This window comes from Gemmatimonadaceae bacterium, from assembly GCA_019752115.1.
Lineage (GTDB): Bacteria > Gemmatimonadota > Gemmatimonadetes > Gemmatimonadales > Gemmatimonadaceae > Gemmatimonas.
On record JAIEMN010000002.1, the window covers coordinates 1 to 17,179 of the forward strand.

13 protein-coding genes and 2 tRNA genes are annotated in these 17,179 nt (G+C 65.9%); 5 read left to right on the forward strand and 10 right to left on the reverse strand.

Annotation, left to right across the window (positions count from 1 at the left end; translation table 11 throughout):
- Positions 1-677 precede the first annotated feature (677 nt).
- Complete coding sequence (locus K2R93_00350; protein ID MBY0488262.1) at positions 678-1,658, reverse strand: hypothetical protein; 981 nt, start codon at positions 1,656-1,658, stop codon at positions 678-680.
- Between the two features lie 396 nt (positions 1,659-2,054).
- On the opposite strand from K2R93_00350, the gene K2R93_00355 reads away from it, so the two are divergent.
- On the forward strand, positions 2,055-2,591 hold the full coding sequence (locus K2R93_00355; protein MBY0488263.1) for a hypothetical protein: 537 nt from the start codon (positions 2,055-2,057) through the stop codon (positions 2,589-2,591).
- 124 nt (positions 2,592-2,715) lie between these two features.
- Here K2R93_00355 and K2R93_00360 read toward each other — a convergent pair whose 3' ends face one another.
- From K2R93_00360 to K2R93_00380, 5 genes are all read right to left on the reverse strand, one after another.
- Positions 2,716-4,188 (reverse strand): DUF4055 domain-containing protein, encoded by a 1,473-nt coding sequence (locus K2R93_00360; protein MBY0488264.1) that lies wholly within the window; start codon positions 4,186-4,188, stop codon positions 2,716-2,718.
- Positions 4,189-4,352: 164 nt separating this feature from the next.
- Positions 4,353-4,733, reverse strand: coding sequence for a DUF2335 domain-containing protein (locus K2R93_00365; protein MBY0488265.1), 381 nt, complete (start codon positions 4,731-4,733; stop codon positions 4,353-4,355).
- A 605-nt stretch (positions 4,734-5,338) separates the two neighbouring features.
- A tRNA-Gln gene (locus K2R93_00370) sits at positions 5,339-5,411 on the reverse strand.
- Between the two features lie 78 nt (positions 5,412-5,489).
- A complete protein-coding gene (locus tag K2R93_00375; protein MBY0488266.1) occupies positions 5,490-6,068 on the reverse strand; it encodes a Uma2 family endonuclease in 579 nt (192 codons plus the stop codon).
- Between the two features lie 2 nt (positions 6,069-6,070).
- Positions 6,071-7,777, reverse strand: a complete 1,707-nt coding sequence (locus K2R93_00380) for a glutamine--tRNA ligase/YqeY domain fusion protein (GenBank protein ID MBY0488267.1) — start codon at positions 7,775-7,777, stop codon at positions 6,071-6,073.
- Positions 7,778-7,880: 103 nt separating this feature from the next.
- Here K2R93_00380 and K2R93_00385 point away from each other — a divergent pair, with 103 nt between their 5' ends.
- Positions 7,881-9,161 (forward strand): hypothetical protein, encoded by a 1,281-nt coding sequence (locus tag K2R93_00385; protein MBY0488268.1) that lies wholly within the window; start codon positions 7,881-7,883, stop codon positions 9,159-9,161.
- A 202-nt stretch (positions 9,162-9,363) separates the two neighbouring features.
- On the opposite strand, the gene K2R93_00390 is transcribed toward K2R93_00385, so the two are convergent.
- Positions 9,364-9,436: transfer RNA gene (locus tag K2R93_00390), tRNA-Ala, on the reverse strand.
- A 261-nt stretch (positions 9,437-9,697) separates the two neighbouring features.
- Between K2R93_00390 and K2R93_00395 the strand changes: the two genes are divergently transcribed.
- Both K2R93_00395 and K2R93_00400 read left to right on the forward strand, forming a co-directional pair.
- The gene (locus tag K2R93_00395) at positions 9,698-11,164 is read left to right on the forward strand and encodes a deoxyribodipyrimidine photo-lyase (GenBank protein MBY0488269.1); all 1,467 of its coding nucleotides are present in this window, start codon (positions 9,698-9,700) and stop codon (positions 11,162-11,164) included.
- 201 nt (positions 11,165-11,365) lie between these two features.
- Complete coding sequence (locus K2R93_00400) at positions 11,366-12,352, forward strand: pyridoxal-phosphate dependent enzyme (GenBank protein MBY0488270.1); 987 nt, start codon at positions 11,366-11,368, stop codon at positions 12,350-12,352.
- 85 nt (positions 12,353-12,437) lie between these two features.
- Here the strand turns inward: K2R93_00400 and K2R93_00405 are convergent, their stop codons facing one another.
- Positions 12,438-12,764 carry a hypothetical protein gene (locus K2R93_00405; GenBank protein MBY0488271.1) on the reverse strand — a complete coding sequence of 109 codons (327 nt, stop codon included), beginning with the start codon at positions 12,762-12,764 and terminating at the stop codon, positions 12,438-12,440.
- 261 nt (positions 12,765-13,025) lie between these two features.
- On the opposite strand from K2R93_00405, the gene rnz reads away from it, so the two are divergent.
- Positions 13,026-13,997 carry a ribonuclease Z gene (gene rnz, locus K2R93_00410; protein MBY0488272.1) on the forward strand — a complete coding sequence of 324 codons (972 nt, stop codon included), beginning with the start codon at positions 13,026-13,028 and terminating at the stop codon, positions 13,995-13,997.
- On the opposite strand, the gene K2R93_00415 is transcribed toward rnz, so the two are convergent.
- Together K2R93_00415 and K2R93_00420 are read right to left on the reverse strand one after the other, a co-directional pair.
- Entirely contained in the window at positions 13,994-15,286 is a 1,293-nt protein-coding gene (locus K2R93_00415; protein MBY0488273.1) for an MFS transporter, read from the reverse strand. The genes rnz and K2R93_00415 overlap by 4 nt on opposite strands.
- Positions 15,287-15,315: 29 nt before the next feature.
- Entirely contained in the window at positions 15,316-17,112 is a 1,797-nt protein-coding gene (locus tag K2R93_00420; GenBank protein ID MBY0488274.1) for a hypothetical protein, read from the reverse strand.
- Between the last annotated feature and the right edge of the window lie 67 nt (positions 17,113-17,179).

Here is a 17,179-nt window from a genome sequence, read left to right on the forward strand (position 1 = left end):
TGGGCTACGCCTCAGCTCGCCTGTGGTGGCCGGTTTTCAGGTGTCCACTGGTGGCCGGATTTGGGTGTCCACCGAGGCACAACCTGCCGGACCATCATTTCACAGGTGTACGAAACGAGTTGAGTGTCGCCTGCGTCATGTGACACACAGAAGAGCAAGAGCATTGTGGGCTCTTGGCTCCCGACGCGAATTCCATTCTGGCGCAGTTTAAGCTCCAGCCGATTGCGAACTGATGATGAATCTATGCCTGCAGCAGTTATTCCTAATGCAACATCAAAGCCTTTAAGGCCGGTGAGCGTCATGTCGGGGTCGTACACTGTGGTTATGGGCCGTGACGCTGGTTGTGCCACCAGTAGAACCGGGAACAACGACATAGCGATAAACGCGATCAGGCGGCTTAGCATGGTCTATCCTCAATAGCAGCCGATAAGTGAATGTTTTGGAGCGCCTCAGTCGACGCTCTGATTTGTAATCAGTGCGCGCGGAGTCGCGTGAACGGTCCGATAACGCAGCGCACGACAAGAGCTTAGCACCTGCTGCAGAAGTCCGCCTGCCATCTGCTCTCGTCTCACGGCTACACCAGCGGCTACACACACCCCGAAAACGCGTCTCCGTCTCGAAGCAGAGCACATATAACCGAGAAGGAATACGCGGATCGTCGGGGGGCGGGGTGAGCGTCAGCAGCTCCGCCAGACGAGCAGTGCCAGTAAGCCGACGATGATCCACAGCGGCGTTCGTAATTGCTCAATCGCGAAGCCGATCCCATTCCCCTGAAGCGCCTCACGGGTCCCGTCCCGTATCGCGGCCTGACGTTCGACCGAACGCATCCGATCCATGAACGATCCGGGTTCAGGCTCGTCGATTCTGCTTTGCGAACGTGTTGCAGCGTCGCCGCTCGTAACCGCTCGGGATGTTCCTGAGCGACTCCGTCGGCGTTGACGAGAGAAGGACAGCGTAAACCGGCGAGCCGAGCCCAGTCGAGGCGGGGTGACGGCGAGACCTGATCCGTTTTCTAGCTGAAGCTGACTTTCACTGACTAACGTCTTGATCGAGTAGGCAGTGATTGAGGGGCTCCACGCGGCGTAGAAGCCGCTAACCCCCGTCAGCCGAAGATAGGCTCGATTCCGCTGTGGGCTTTCCGCCAGCCGGCACATTCGCTCGTATGCAGACTTCGGTACCGTCAATGAAACGGCTAGCTCATCATCTTCGCTTCGCGTTCGAAAGTCGACTTCGTGCTCGTGCTTGATTCCGCCCCACACGTGGCAAGTCGCGTCCTCCACACCATCCGGCGCAGGCTCGACGGTCAACGACATCTTGGAGATCGTCCGGCTAGTGCCAAAGTGAGAGAAGGACGTCTCTTCTGGAATTAGCTTCGCGCCGAGATGATCGCTTACGCGCGCGAGAAGCGGGGGGCCGACCGTGAACTCGTCGTCTGCCTCATCGGTCACCTCCGACGCTGCAACATCCCGATGTCCGTCTCCCTCGACGCTCACGAAGCGCTGAATATCGCGGACGTCGAAAGAGGCCGACCAAGTGAACGGGATCATTGGTGAGCCGATCGGCGTACCGTCCGCGCCAATCTCTCGAATCGCCCATGAGTGTCCTTCGGGCGATCTGCTCGCTTCGAGCGCAACTCGGTAATCAAAGAATCGCTTCATCGGCTTCCGATTAAGGGGCTGCATAAAGCTCTGGCACCGACCACCGATTCGCCAGCTCGCGGATTTCCCCGGCGCGAAGGCGGGACGAGACGCTCCGGATAGAGCCCCATTTCAGCTGAGATGCCGGTATGCGCGGCCTCCCAAATGCCACGAAGGAGTGAGGCTTGGTGCGCGTCCCGACACCAGATGATCTCGCCCCCGTCGCCGAGATCCAGCGGGCATGAGTTCGTGGTCGAAATACCCGCAGCATATCGGTCGGCGTCACCGCACCGTAATCGCCGAACGCTTCGTACCACGGACGTCTTAGGCGTGGCTTGCTGCATGGAAATTCACGCCATACATTCGCGCCGATTCCGTCCGCCTAATTGCTTGACACACTAACAACTGGAGGAGAGCATGTCGAAGCTCCGAAGCGCACTCGCCCCGAGGTTCTCTCTGAACCCATTGCTCGTGGTACTCGTTGCAACCCTCTTCAGTGGATGCGCGGCTATCGTCCACGGATCGAGTCAGACTCTCCCCATCAATACCTCGCCCAATCAGGTTCACATCGCAGTGAAGAACGGCGCAGGCGTTGAAATTGCGAGTGGTACGGCGCCAATGAACCTTCCCCTCACTCGGAAGAACGAGTATTCGATTGAGCTTTCTATCGCTGGATACGAGCCTCAGAAGCTACAACTGACCCGTGGCTTGTCAGGTTGGTTTTGGTGGAACTTTGTCCTGGGAGGCCCTGTCGGAATGATCATCGACTACGCGGCAGGCGCAATGTGGAAGCTTCAGCCCAGCTCACTCGACATCCGAATGCGCAAGTCGGAAGCGAAGGATGCAAACGAACTACTGGTGACTTTCATGTCGTCCAACGGAAGTCGATTGAGAGAGGCGGTACTTCCGCTCGTCAAATCGTCAGCCTCATCGGACATGCAGCTTCGACGTTAACGAACGCGTCGCCCTGCGGACGTCCTAGGGCGAGCATATCTAATGCCGCTGCCCGAATCCCGTGGGTATTGTCGGTTTGTCGTAATACCCACGGATTTCTCCGCTTTCTTCTGGCCTGATCGAGCTAGGCGGCATCGCGCTCCAGCGCGATCCTGGCCTTCTCGCGGTCGGCGTCGAAACCGGCTGGGAGGAGCTGACCACGCTCCATGAGCTGCCAAAGCGTATCGAGGGTGAGCTGCCCCCGTTCCTGCATACCTGCCAGCAGAGATAGCGTCGCCTCCGGAATGACCGTCGCCTCGAAGTCCCGATTGAGCGAGAACGACCCGCCGCTTTCCGTAGCGCTCTTCCTAATCGCGAGCCCGCACCATTCGGCGTGAATGGCGAGTCCCGCCTCGACGGCATCCTCGAATCGTCGCGCGGCATCGGCGAGCGTGGAGTTCTGCGACGCGGTGTCGAGTCGACGGGCCTCGGCGGTTTCGGCGGCTCGCGTATCTCGCTGAATGAACGCCAAGCCGAGGGTCGCCATCCGCTGCTCTAACCGCTGCAGCTCTTCCGCCGTCGGGACGAAAGCGGTCCCTGCAGGCTCCGCCCAGCCAAAGGCGCCGGACTCGTTCAACTGCAGCAGCACGTTCGGGCCGATCTGGACGGACGGGTTCTCCGCCCCCTCGGGGGTGATCAGTCCCTTCGCCCAAGGTACCGGGACGCAGCAGAGGTGCATGAGCCATCGGCGATCCGCGTTGACGCGATAGTGCGCGAGGTTGACGTCGGCGAGATCCAGCAGCGCCGGACGGGCGACGAAGCGTCCAGCGGGCAACCCGAGCTGAAAGCCGACGAACGGGATGCGGGAGGGACCGCGAAGCTCAGTCTCCTCCTCGATGATCTGCAGCCGGGAGCCCGCGCCGTCACGTTCGGCCCAGAGTTCGACGGTGATCCGATTGGACGCCAACTCATGGCGATAGACCCGATAACGCTGCTCTCGCCGGACACCGAACCGGCCAGACGGGACCGTTTGCGTCTCGGTGAGCACGAGCAGGGTGAGGACTTGCTCGGCCCCCCTCGGCTCGGTGCGCCATGCCCGAATGTCCTCGGCTGGGACGAATGACCACGTCGGGCGGAGTCGGCGATCCCGTACGTCCTTCAGGGTGAGGCGTCCCCCATCGAGATGCTCAGGTACGCGGGGGTACTCAACCAAGAAGCCGCCGTAGCCCGTGACAAGGCCATCGAGAAAGGCATCCCGAAGAAAGACGTCTCCGTGAGCACCGTTCGTCCCAAGCGCCTCATAGTGCTCGCGGATCTCGCGTGGAATGTCAGCGCCTAGGCCAGGAGGCCGCTGGAAGACGAGTGCTGTGATAGCCGAAACCGTGCGGCCAAAGCCGTTGTAGACCTCGGTAAAGCGTCCCCGCCGCGCGTGATCGACGGGGCGTTCAGCCTCATGACGAGGGAGGTAGGTGACGAGGTCCTCGTGGATCGCACGAGAGCCAGTGTAGAGATCCCGGCAGGCTTTGCGGTCTTCGAGGAACCGCAGCGTTTCGGGATGGCGAACTTCCGGAGAGTCTTCCGGGGTGGCGTCGAGACCGGGCGTGAGCCACGCGGTCATGGTAATGTCCTCGCAGCGGGAGGACGCGCATCCCGCGCGGTCGGACGTCACCGTTCCCGTCATCGAGAACGCGTGTAACGCCAACACAGAGAAGCTAAAACGCTCGACTGCGATCTTGCAGTCGAGCGTTCTTGTCAACGAAAGCGGCCCAAGAAACAGAGACCCTAGAGCTTCGTTGGCGCGCCGGATCTCGGCGGGAATAGCAGCCGAAGCACCTGCACGATGATTGGACTCATGAAGAGCGCAGCCATCTTCTCCTGTCCCGAGATCGCCATATAGATGGCGGTTGCCAGCGAGACAAGGAGAACAGAGTAAAGCATCCACTGTCCTCGTTTGGTCTCGCTTCGGCCAGCACGCTGATCCTCGATGGTAGCGTCGGTGGTGATCCGCTCCATTTCGCGCTCGTGAGCGGCTTGCTGCAACCGATTGTTCTGCTCAGCCGAGGTCCACGTAACGATCTCTTTTGCGAGACCGGGGAACCTATCCTCGTATTCCTGAAGTGTATCGGGAGAAGGAATAGGCCCCGAGTGGCCCTTGATGTTCACACGAGCACCCGGGATGGTCGGCGGAGCCAAGTTGTTCGGCTGCGCGGGCGAAGTGACAACTCCCTTCTTCGTCGGCGGCGATGGCTTATTCCCTTTGCTCATTCGCCGCGTGCCCACGAGCTCAGCGGGGAAGCGCTCGTTGCTTCGTCACCTTCGTCAGCGCCCGATCGTAGTCCCCGCGAATGTTGGACCAGTCGAGCTCGACCGCTTCCCGCAAGGAAAGCTGATCTCGACGCACACGAGGATCGAATCTGAGAGGCGGAGTAGCGGCTCCCAAATCGAGCGTCGCCGATGCTCTTCGTAGCGCCAGTATTAGACGCTTCACCGATTTCTGTTTGCGGAGCATATGTGTGAACCTGACGTTCAGAGAGATCGGACGCAACCATGCTTACCTCCCGACAGCATTCATTGTTTCGTCTTCAGTGACAGAATCGAATAACGAAATTACAGGCTGAGCGGGGAAACAGAGACGCTAAGCACATTTAACTGTCGAAGGCGCGAGCTCATTTGTGCCGAAACTGTGTAGCCGTGGTGTAGCCACGGGGCGAGAATTTGAGGTAAGAACAAAAGCGCCGCAACGACCTAAGTCGTTACGGCGCTTTGTATTGCCCCTCCTGGGGTCGAACCAGGAACCTTCTGATCCAGAGTCAGACGCTCTGCCAGTTGAGCTAAGGGGCAGCTGGCTTTCCCGGCGAGATCCACCGGGAGCCCACAAATATAGGGCGCCCGGCCCGCAACGGTAGTGCCGGCGGATTCCTACTCCACCGGGGGCAGCCCCGCCTCGGCCCAGATCGGCGCCAGCGGGATCGCACACCCTTCCGGGGACCCAGACGGCTCCCAGCGCACCGACGTCACGCACACTTCCGGCCGGTCCGCCTCGGGGAGCCACCGCTCCACGAGCTGCGCCTCGGGGTCGACCAGCCAGCACTCGATCCCGGCCCGCTGCAGCCGCGGGCGTTTCCGGAGCTTGTCGTTGCGCGCCGTGCCGGGCGAGAGCACTTCGATCGCCAGGAGCGGCGCGGGCGCCGGCGCCTTCCCCCACATCACGTCCTGGCCGACCGGCGGCAATACGAACACATCCGGCTGCACCAGCGTATACGGATCGAGAATGATGTCAGCCGGCGAGACCAGCACGACGCCGATGCCACGAGCGCGCACCCACTCGCGCAGCGCCGCGTACAGCGCCATCGCGACGGCCTGATGCCCGTACCGCGGCGCGGGGCTCACCAGCAGCTCCCCATCCACCGTCTCGTAGCGATGCCCGTCCTCCGGGATCGCCCACACGTCCTCCACGGACCAGCGACGCCCACGGGCGTCCTGCTGCAGGATCGGCATGGTCAGCCCTTCTTCACTTCCTTCGCCCAGGAGTCGCGCAGGCCAACCACGCGGTTGAACACGCGCTTCTCCGCCGTGCTGTCCTCGGGCTCCGCATAGAAGTAGCCCACCCGCTCGAACTGATAGCGCGACCCGACCGGATCGGCCATCACACTCGGTTCGATCTTCGCATCGGGAATCACCACCAGTGATTCGGGATTGAGCACCGACAGGAAGTCCTGCCCCTCCGGCACCGCATCCGGATCGGGCTGCGTGAACAGGCGGTCGTACAAGCGCACCTCGCACGAGACCGCGTGCGATGCACTCACCCAGTGGATCGTGCCCTGCACCTTGCGACCATCGGGCGCGTTGCCGCTGCGCGTCTCGGGGTCGTACGTGCAGCGCAGCTCGACCACCTCGCCGGCGTCGTTCTTCACGACCTCCTGACAGGTGATGAGATAGCCGAAGCGCAACCGCACCTCACGACCCGGCGACAGCCGATAAAACTTCTTCGGCGGATCTTCCATGAAGTCGTCGCGGTCCACGTAGAGCTCGCGCGTGAACGGCACCGTGCGCGACCCCGTCTTGGGCACATCGTGCGGATAGTCCTGCGCCTCGAGATGCTCGACCTGCCCCTCGGGGTAGTTCGTGAGCACGACCTTGAGCGGGTTGAGCACGCACAACCGGCGCGGCACTTCCATGTTGAGGTCGTTGCGCACCGCATGCTCGTACGTGGCGTACTCCACCCGCGCATCCTTGCGCGCCACGCCAATCACCTCAGCGAAGGCGCGGATCGCTTCGGGACGCACGCCGCGACGACGCAGGCCGGCGATCGTGGGCATGCGCGGATCATCCCACCCCTTCACGTGCCCGTCGTTCACCAGGCGCAGCAACTTGCGCTTGGAGAGCACCGTGTAGTCGAGCTCGAGCCGCGCGAACTCGATCTGCGTGGGCGGATGCTCGAAGCCGGCCTCGCGCACGAGCCAGTCGTAGATCTCGCGCGCATCCTTGAACTCCAGCGTGCAGAGCGAGCGCGTGATCCCTTCGATGGCGTCGCTCAACCCGTGCGCGAAGTCGTAGAGCGGGTAGATGCACCAGTCGTTGCCGCGCCGATAGTGATGCGCATGCCGAATGCGCAGCAGCAGCGGATCGCGCATGATCATGTTCGGATGCGCCATGTCGATCTTGGCGCGCAGCACGCGCGAGCCGTCGGGGAACTCGCCCGCCTTCATGCGGCGCAGCAGGTCGAGGTTCTCCTCGGGCGAACGCTCACGCCACGGGCTCGGCGTCCCGGCACTCGTCACCGTGCCACGATTGGTGCGGATCTGCTCTTCGTTCTGGTCGTCCACGTACGCCTTGCCGCGCCGCACGAGATCTTCGGCGATCTCGTACAGCTTCTCGAAATAATCCGAGGCGTAGTAGAGCCCGTCCCACTGGAAGCCGAGCCACTGCACGTCGCGCTGGATCGACTCCACGTAGCGCACATCTTCCGTGGCCGGGTTCGTATCGTCGAAGCGCAGGTTGCAGGTGCCGCCGAACTCCTGCGCGATGCCGAAGTTCAGACAGATCGACTTCGCGTGCCCCATGTGCAGGAAGCCGTTCGGCTCGGGCGGGAAACGCGTCGCCGGCCCGCGGCCGAAACGGCCGGTGGCGACGTCGTCAGCAACGAGCTCACGGATAAAGTCGCGGCGGGGCGACGAAGCGGATTCGGAAGCAGCAGGTTCAGTCACGGGCGTCACAATGGCTGGGTAGAACCCAGCAATCTAAGCCACTCCCCTCTCAAAACGGCGGGTGGCGCTGGTATCAACGCCCCGGGGAGGGTGTATTTCGGACGTGCGCCGACTCCTGACCGCCGTGGGCCTCGTGGCCGTGACACAGCTGGCCGCCTGCAAGGGGGCGGCACTCGCCTATGGCGCCGATGTCGCCGCCGCCCGCACCGCCTTCGATGACCTGGCGGGCGCCCTCGAGGCCCGTTTCACCAACGTGGTGCGCGCGCCCAAGTTCGCCTATGCGCGGCTTCGCATCGCCCGCTACGCCTTCGCCCCCTCCAAGCTGGTGAACGACACCGCCATCTGGACGGGCGCGCGCACGACCCGCACCGGGCCGGCGCGCGATCTGGAGCTGCGGGCCGGCCTCACCGGCAACCAGTTCACCTTTCTCGCCGCCCGCGGCGTCGCCACCCCCACGCACATCGGCGATCAGCGGCATCTCATTGCCCTCGAACAGCTCGGCGAGGACGACTGGTTCTGGCACACCGAGGTCGATCATGCCGTGGGCGCGATGGCCCCCGCGCGGGCAAGCGAGGTCTTTCGCGCGTTGCTCGCCGCCGCCGAGCGACCGGGTGGCGCCATCCGCGCCGACTACCGCGCCGCGTTTCCCCGCACCACCCAGGCACTCGGTCGCATGGTGCGCGTCGACACGATCCTCACCCAGGGAGCGAGCGACGGCTCCACACTGGTCACGCTGCGCCTGACCATCGATGGCACAACGCTCGGCCGCACCTTCCCCGCCTTCGGCAAGTACGTGCGCCAGTACATCGAGCCGGCGCGCTATCGATTCCGCCTCTCGAGCGGCGGCACGGATTGGCTCGAGGCGCAGGGCGCGGAGAAGGCGCTCACGATCCAGTTCCGCTCGCACGACGGCCACCTGCGACCGCTCGCCGGCGGTACGCGCGTCATGCCGGACACCGTCACGCTCACCGTCGATGCCAAAGCCAAGTTCGGCCTCTTCACCGTGGGCGTCAGCGCGATGCAAGGCGAGTTCGTCTTCGTGAACGACACGCCCCGCGAACGGGCGTGGGCCATGCGCTTCAACACGGAACCGCAATGGCACCTGCCACTGATCGCCGAGCGCCTGCTCCGCTCGCCGCTCCGACGCCCGTTCGAGGGGCGCGGTGTGGTCTTCCGCCTGGGGCTGCGCAGCGGTGCCGACGGACAGACGCTCCTCAACCGCACGTTCGACGTGGCCGTGCGCGAAAGCGCGATCATGCGCTTTCTCGGCAACCTCGGCTTCACCGCGGTGAGCGACTACGCGGGGAAGGTGGAGGAGGAGGAGAACCGATTCATTGCGGAAGCGATGCGGGCGATGCGGGCCGACGCGGCGGGGCTCAAGTAACCCGAAAACACAGAAGCCCTGACCCGAGGGTCAGGGCTTCACAAGCTGCCACGCGCGCCGTCATTGGAACTCTCCGTCCTACCGATCGGCGGCGGGCTTAACGCTTCATACACAGGACGATCGCCTGTGTTCCCGAGTAACACCAGTGCCGAGTCGGTAACGATCAGGACTCATCGTTCCTACACAACCTGTACTGCGAAAGTGGAGCTGAGGGGGCTCGAACCCCTGACCTCTGCAATGCGAATGCAGCGCTCTCCCAGCTGAGCTACAGCCCCAAATGCGGCCCTGGTGGCCCGCGGTACTGCGTAAGTCGTTGCCAGTGAACGTCTTAAGAATAAGATGGCCCCGCCTTCGAAGCGCGGGGCCGTTCGGCTGACAGACGGGTAAGGTAGCCGAAGGTCACCCAGTGTCAAGCGGCGCGCCGGGTGGCGCAGTGCTCGCCACGACCGACGAACAGCGAATCCGGGCACCCCGCTGCGGTGTCGGACGTTGTGAGCCCGCCCCCGTGTGGTCCTCGTGTCCTTCAGCTCCCGGTTGTGCCCGCGCTTCATGCCCTCGAGGCGGACTATGTCCGCGACCAACTCGTCCCCCGCACCGTTGACGTGAACGGCAAGGCGTATCGCCCGGATGGCGAGTACGTGCTGTACTGGATGCAGTCCACGCATCGACTGGAAGAGAACTGGGGGCTGCGCGCCGCCATTCGCACGGCGAATCGGCTCAAGCTCCCCGTTGTGATCCATCAGGGGCTCGATCCGACGTATCCGCACGCCAGCGATCGACACCACACGTTCATCCTGCAGGGCGCGCGTGACACGGCGCGCGATGCGGCGGCGCGCGGGCTGCACTATCAGTTCGTGTTGCGCCGCCGGCGCGACGGCGATCGCCGTGTGGTGGATCGACTCGCTGCGCGCGCGTATGTGGTGATCACCGATCTCTATCCCACCGCCGGGATTCGCGAACGCGTCGCGCGCTTCGCCGAACGGTGTGCCTGCCGCGTGCTCGCCATCGACAGTGTATGCACCGTGCCGAGCGGCCTCTTTGTGAAGGCGGAATTTGCGGCGCGCACGATTCGCCCCAAGCTGGCCAAGCTCATCGACCATGCCATCGAGCCGGTCGACGAGGGCGCGCCGCTCGTGGCGGTGAGCGAGCGCCTGCGCGCGTCGCTCCGCGAGACGATCGCCGCAGGCGGTGGGCTGGCGCCGCTGCCGATTGACACGATGAGCGACGCCGACGTCGCGCGTGAGATAGCCGCGTGCGAGATCGATCACACCGTCCCCGCCGTGCCGCTCACAGGTGGCCGTGCGGCGGCCGACGCGCGGTGGCAGCAGTTCCTCACGCAGCATCTCGCCGGCTACGACGAACAGCGCAACGAAGCGGGGAACGGCGAGGGCACGTCACGCCTGTCGCCCTACCTGCACTTCGGCCATATCCCCTCGGCGCGGCTGGTGCGCGACGCGCGAGCCAGCGGCGCCCGCGCGGCCGATATCGACGCCTTCGTGCAGCAGGTCACCACGTGGCGTGAGCTCGCCTACAACTGGTGTGTGCGCACCCCGCAGTTCGATGCACTCGCCGCGCTCCCCGACTGGGTGCAGCGCACGATGGCCGAGCACGTGAACGACCCGCGCCCGGTGCTGTACGATCTCGCCACGCTCGAAGCCGCGCGCACCGGCGATCGCCTCTGGAATGCCGCGCAGCATGAACTCGTGCACGAGGGGATCATCCACAATTACCCACGCATGCTCTGGGGCAAGACGCTACTGCTCTGGACCGAGAGCTACGAGCAGGCGCGCACGTGGATGTTTCACCTGAACGACAAGTACGCCCTCGACGGCCGCGACCCGAACAGCGTCGGCGGCATCATGTGGTGCCTCGGTCTCTGGGACCGCCCCTGGGGCAACAAACCCGTGTGGGGCGGGATCCGGCCGATGGTGACACACCGGGCGCGGATGAAGTTCGATGTGGAGGCGTATGTGGGGAGAGTGACGGGGGCGCGGCTGCTGTAGGGCGGCGCTGGACACCGCGGCACAGCGGAAGCCTGTACTTCGGAAGCTGGACATCGGGAGCTGGACATCGGGATACGGCGGGCCGGTGACAACGCGCCCGCTTCCCATCACGTTTCCCTCCAGCCCCCCGCCGTCCCCGTTGTCCAGCTTCCGCCGTCCAGCTTCCGCCCTACAGGCTTCCGCAGTTCACATCCCCCGCACATGGCCCTCCTCAACCACTCCATCCTCCCCACCCTCGACGCCGTGCGCGCCGCTGAGCGGCATGTGCGGGAGGTGATGCCGCCGAGCCGTCTGGTGCGCAACGATGTGCTCTCGGCGACGACCGGGCAGGAGGTGTTCTTCAAGCTCGAGCTCGAGAACCCGACGGGGTCGTTCAAGGTGCGGGGGGCGTTCAATGTGCTCGCCGGTCTCTCCGACGCGGATCGGGCGAAAGGGGTGGTGGCGTCGAGTGCCGGCAATCACGGACTCGGCGTGGCGTATGCCGCGAAGGCGTTTCACACCCCCGCGATGCTCTACGTCCCCACCACGGCGCCGCAGGTCAAGAAGGACGGGATCCGCGCCCTCGGCACCACGGTGAACGACGAGGCGGCGGATTACGACGTGGCGATGGTGATGGCGAAGGCGCATGCGGCGCGCGAAGGGATTCGCTTCATCAATCCGTGCCTCGGCGTGGACTTGCTCGCGGGTCAGGGCACCGTCGCCCTGGAGCTGCTGGAGCAGCTGCCGGATGTCTGCACCGTGTTGATCTGCACCGGCGGCGGTGGGTTGCTCGGCGGCATGGGGGCGGTGCTGCGCGAACTCGCGCCCCACGTGCGCATCATCGGCGTGCAGAGCGTCGAAACGGCGGCGATGCAGCGCAGCGTCGCGGCGGGGCATGTGGTCGATGTCACCGTCACCCCGACGCTCGCCGACGGGCTCTCCGGTCAGATCGACGACGATGCGCTCTACATCGGGCAGGTGTGTGCCGATGAACTGGTGCTGGTGACCGAAGAGGAGATCGGCGAAACGATCGCCTGGCTGCACCGCACCACCGGCATGGCGGTCGAAGGCGCCGGCGCCGTCACCGTGGCGGCATTGCGCCACGACAAGATCCGGGATCTCGTGGGGCCGGTCGCCGCAATCGTGAGCGGCCGAAACATCGACCCGACGCGCCTGCAGGCGCAGCTGGACCGCTACCCCACGCCGTAAGCGACCCACAACCCACCACCAAAAACCCGGGACCCTGAACTGATCCGTTCAGAGTCCCGGGTTCCTGGTACTGGGTCGTGGGTCTTTAGCGCGCCGACGACTCGTCCTGCCGCCCCAGCTCCGGCCGACGGTCGGCCGGCATCGCCGGACGTCGCTCGGCGTCGCGGGCGACCTGCATCGGCACCTCGCGGTCCGACATCCTCGCCTGGCGGGCCTGACGGGCTGCCGCCGAGCGCGACTCCCCACCCTCACGGCCAATGGCGGCCATGTGGGCACGATCGCGACTCACGGTCACCCCGCCCTTCCGCCCGGCTTCCCGGGCTTCGTCGGACGACCACTCGTGGGCCGTCCCCTTCTCGTGGGCTGCCCGCCCACCTTTGCTAGCGATCTCGCGCTGACGCGCGGGATCCATAGACGCGAATCCGCGTCGGCTCTTTCCGGTCATACGCCCCCCGGCCGTCCGGAAGTGGGAACAAGTGCGATTGTGAAGGCTGGGACATGGTGTCACAGATCCGGCACATCGCGCGATGACAACCGACCTGTACTGCAAACCATGGGCCGCTGAGTCTCCCATGAGCCGGTGTCGACGGGTATCGCAAACATGGGGCCGCGCAGGCCGTCACGCAGCCGGAACCCCAAACGGCCTTCGGGCCGGCCCGTCTATATTCCCGGCATGCCGCTGCTCATCCGATTCCTTGGCACCGCCGCCTCCCGCCCGACCGTGGAACGAGGCGTCAGTTCGCTCGCTGTCATTCGGGAAGGGCAGACTCTGCTGTTTGATTGCGGTGAAGGCACCCAGCGGCAGATGATGCGCTACGGGGTCTCGTTCGCGTTCGAGGATGTGTTCTTCACCCACATGCACTCGGACCACGTCCTGGGCATCACCGGGCTCGTCCGCACGCTGGCGCTGCAGGGGCGCACGGAACCGCTCCGGGCGTGGGTGCCTCGTGGCGGCGGCAAAACGTTGCGCCAATGCATCAACCTGGGTGGCGAGCGTACCACGTTTCCGATCGACATCACGGAAGTGGACCCGGGGACCACCATCCCCCGCGGCGACTACCGGCTGGAGGCGTTCGCCGTGGATCACGCCGGCTCCGCCTCCCTCGGCTGGGCGCTCATCGAAGAGGATCGCCTGGGGCGCTTCAACCCCGAGCTGGCCCGGGCACTGGGGATCCCGGAAGGGCCGCTCTGGGGGAAGATCCACCGCGGCCAGGCCGTGACCCTGGACGACGGGCGCGTCATCGAGGCCGCCACCTTGGTCGGGGGCGCCCGGCGTGGCCGCCGGATCGTGCTCACCGGCGATACCCGCCCCTGCGCGAACACGATCGCCATGGCGCACGACGCCGACGTCCTGATCCACGAGGCCACCTTCGCCGAGGAAGAGGCCGCGCGCGCCCTGGAAACGGGACACAGCACCGCCCGCGAGGCCGCCGATGTGGCGCGTCAGGCCCGCGCGCGGCGTCTCGTCCTGACCCACATCAGCGCGCGCTACTCCCGCGACACCCGCGAACTGGAAGTGGAGGCCAAGCGCGTGTTCGCCAACACCAGCATCGCGAAAGACGGCACCGAGATCGAACTCGGGCTCACCGAAGAACTCGCGACCGACGCCGCCCCGAGCGAACGCGAGACGCCGACCGACGCCTAACTGTCGGTCCGGATGTCCCGCAGGCGCCGCAGCGACGGGACGGCGATCGCGGTGGTCGCCACGACACCCAGCGTGGCGATGCCCCCGACCACCACGCTCGTCACCGCGCCCCACCAGCGCGCGGTGAGCCCGCTTTCAAAGGCGCCGATTTCATTGGACGAGCCGATGAAGATCTGATTCACCCCACTCACGCGACCGAGCAGCGATTCGGGCGTGCGCAGCTGCAGCATGAGGCTGCGAATCACGACGCTCACCATATCGAAGGCCCCGCCCAGCGCGAGCAGCGCAAGCGACAGCGGAAAACTCTTCGAGAGGCCGAAGCCAATCGTACAGACGCCAAAGCCGGCCACGGCCAGCAGCAGATTGCGCCCCGTCTTGGCGAACGGCGGGAAGCGCGTCAGCAGGATGCCGGTGGTCACGGCCCCCAGACTGGGCGCGGCGCGCAGCAGCCCGAGCCCGGTGGGACCGGCCTTGAGGATCTCCCCCGAAAACACCGGCAGCAGCGCCACCGCGCCGCCGAAGAGCACCGAGAAGAGATCGAGCGCGAGCGCACTCAGGAGCAGCGGTTCGCTGAAGACAAAGCGCAGGCCACCGAGGATCGCCTCACCCATCGGTTCATCGGTGACCTCGCGTACCGGTGAGCGATGGCGCACGGTCGTGAGGACGAACACCGCGGCGGTCATCAGCACGGCGTCCACGACGTACGCCAGCGTGCTCCCGCCAATCGCGTACAGCAATCCACCCAGCGCAGGACCGAGCACAGCGGCCAGCTGCCAGCTGCCACTGCGCCACGTGATCGCATTGCTGTAGAGCGCGCGCGGCACGAGCTCGGCGCTGAGGGCTTGCCGCGCTGGCTGCAGAAACGCGCGCGCCACGCCACTGACCACGATCACGGCATAGATCGCGCGCACGCGCGCACTCGACACCATCGACGCGAGGCCGAGCGGCGTGGGATGGGCGAGCCACCAGAGCGCGACGCTGCACGCCACGAGCACCGACAGCGCCAGCAGCGAAATGCGGCGGCGATCGTGCGTATCGGCAAAGTGGCCGGCAAAGAGCGACATGCTGATGGCCGGCAGCGCTTCGGCCAGACCGATCAGCCCGAGCGCCAGCGGATCATGCGTGAGGTCATAGACCTGCCATCCGACCACGGTCCCCTGGATCTGGATGCCCAGGGTGAGCGTAAAGAGCGCCAGGATGTAGCGGCCGAAATTCGGCACGCGCAGCGCTGCAAAGGTGTCGGCGCGGGCGGTCGTGGACGCCGCCGCGTCAGATGGTCGATCGGGCATCCGCCCAATCTAGTCGCGCCCGCGCGCCCCTACGGCCAGCTGACCAGACCGTCCGGGTGTGTCGCTTCACGCCCCGCCGCGATATCGCGGGGCTCGCGCCAGAAGGTCCGCGTGCGATCGGTGATGGTCAGGCGCACCACGATCCGCTGCGGTGTCGCGCCCGGGAGCGCGGCGGCCAGCGGCACCCCCACATCCACCCGATAGAGCCGCCGCGCTTCGGGCGGCGACACCAGGACGCCGAGCCCCACCACCGACTGCCACGGCGTATCGGTCGCATAGGGCACAAAGTCGTCGGCCCACAGGCGCCCGGCCTGCGCGAACACCGCCAGCCCGATATCCATCGGCATCCGCGCGGGGGCCACCCACGAGGGGAGCAGCACCCGCTGCTCGGCTTGCACCACCGCCCGGCGCGCGCCGGTCACCAGCGAGCGCCGGTATCCCAGAACGCCACCGTCCACGTCGGCCAGGCTCAGCTGAAACGGCGACTGCACGCGCCACGCGGCACTCGCGTCGGCGGTCAGGACGGTCGTGACGCGCGCCGCGGGCTTGAGGTAGAGCGCGCTGTGCCCGCTCACCACCTGCCCGTCCCACCGGTTCGTGCGCAGATCCCGACGGGCTTCCCCGCGGAACTGCATGGCGCCGAACGACCGTGCGCCGCCGGTGCCGGCGTAGCCATCGATGGCCACAAACTGATCGCGATCACGCAGAGCCGCGACCGGCACCGACTGCCCGAGTTGCACGCTCCACTGCGAGCCGACGCGGACATCCTGCACCGCCCGCAGGGCATCGAAGCCGCGCACCACCACAAAGCGCGAGCGGTCGAGACCAGCGAGCAGGTTCACGCGCGCGACGCGCTGCACGCGGAAGCCGGTGGCCACGGGTGTGCCCGAGTCGGCCACGAAGCCGAAGGCCGACGGGCGCATCGCCGTGCCGGTGGCATCGAGCGTGGCCGTCGCCACGGCCAGCCCGAGAATGCGCTCGCCGAAGGCGCCTGCGGTGCGTCGCGTGGCGCCGAACATTGTGACCGCCTGCGACACGGGCACCGAGATCAGCGATTCATCGACGCGGCGCAGCGGGGCATACCCGAGCGAGCGATCTACGCTCGCGATGAACGCCACCCGCTGCGACGCGGTGTAGATGGGGCGCGCAATCGCCGCGTGCACGTCATAGCCATCGAGCGTCCGACGTGCCGCCAGCTGCAGCTGCTGCGGCCGTCCGGCGAAGAGACGATCGACATAGCGCACGCCCATCGCGTTCTGGTAGCCGCCGCCTTCGCGCCACTCCACTTCGGCGATGCGCGCCGTCCCGCCGAGATTCAGCGCGCCGACCTTGCCGCCCCGGAGCGGCATCTCGCTGCTCTGCACGTAGGGGGCGAGCGCCACGTTGGACTCGTCGGCCGTTTCCACGTCCACCCGCACGCCGTGCGGATCATCGATCGCCCGCACCTCGACGTGACTGAAGATGCGCTGCGCGCGCAGCACGCGTTCCGCCTCCTCGAGCAGGGCTGGCGTGCACACAACGCCCGTATCGAGTGGCAGAAAGCGGCGCACGATTTCGGGGCGCGTCGTGGTCTGCAGCAGCGACTGCGCATCGGCCAACGAGCGGAGCGCCGACGGGAGCGCGGCCTCGGCGGCGGGCGCGGTGTGCACGTCGATCGCGACGATGCGCCGACCGGTACAGTCGTTCTCCCCGGTGGTGGTCAGCCCGACGACCTGCGCGCCGATACGGCCGCCGGCGAGCAGGACGCCCATGCCGCCGCACACGCCAGCGGCCCACGCCGCACGCGAGGCGCGGCGAGGGACAAGACGCAGAGTCGGGCGCGGCATTCGTGACACCAATCGGCGACCAGCAAGGGGGAATTCCGGTCGGGCCGTCATCGACGACCCGGGTCGT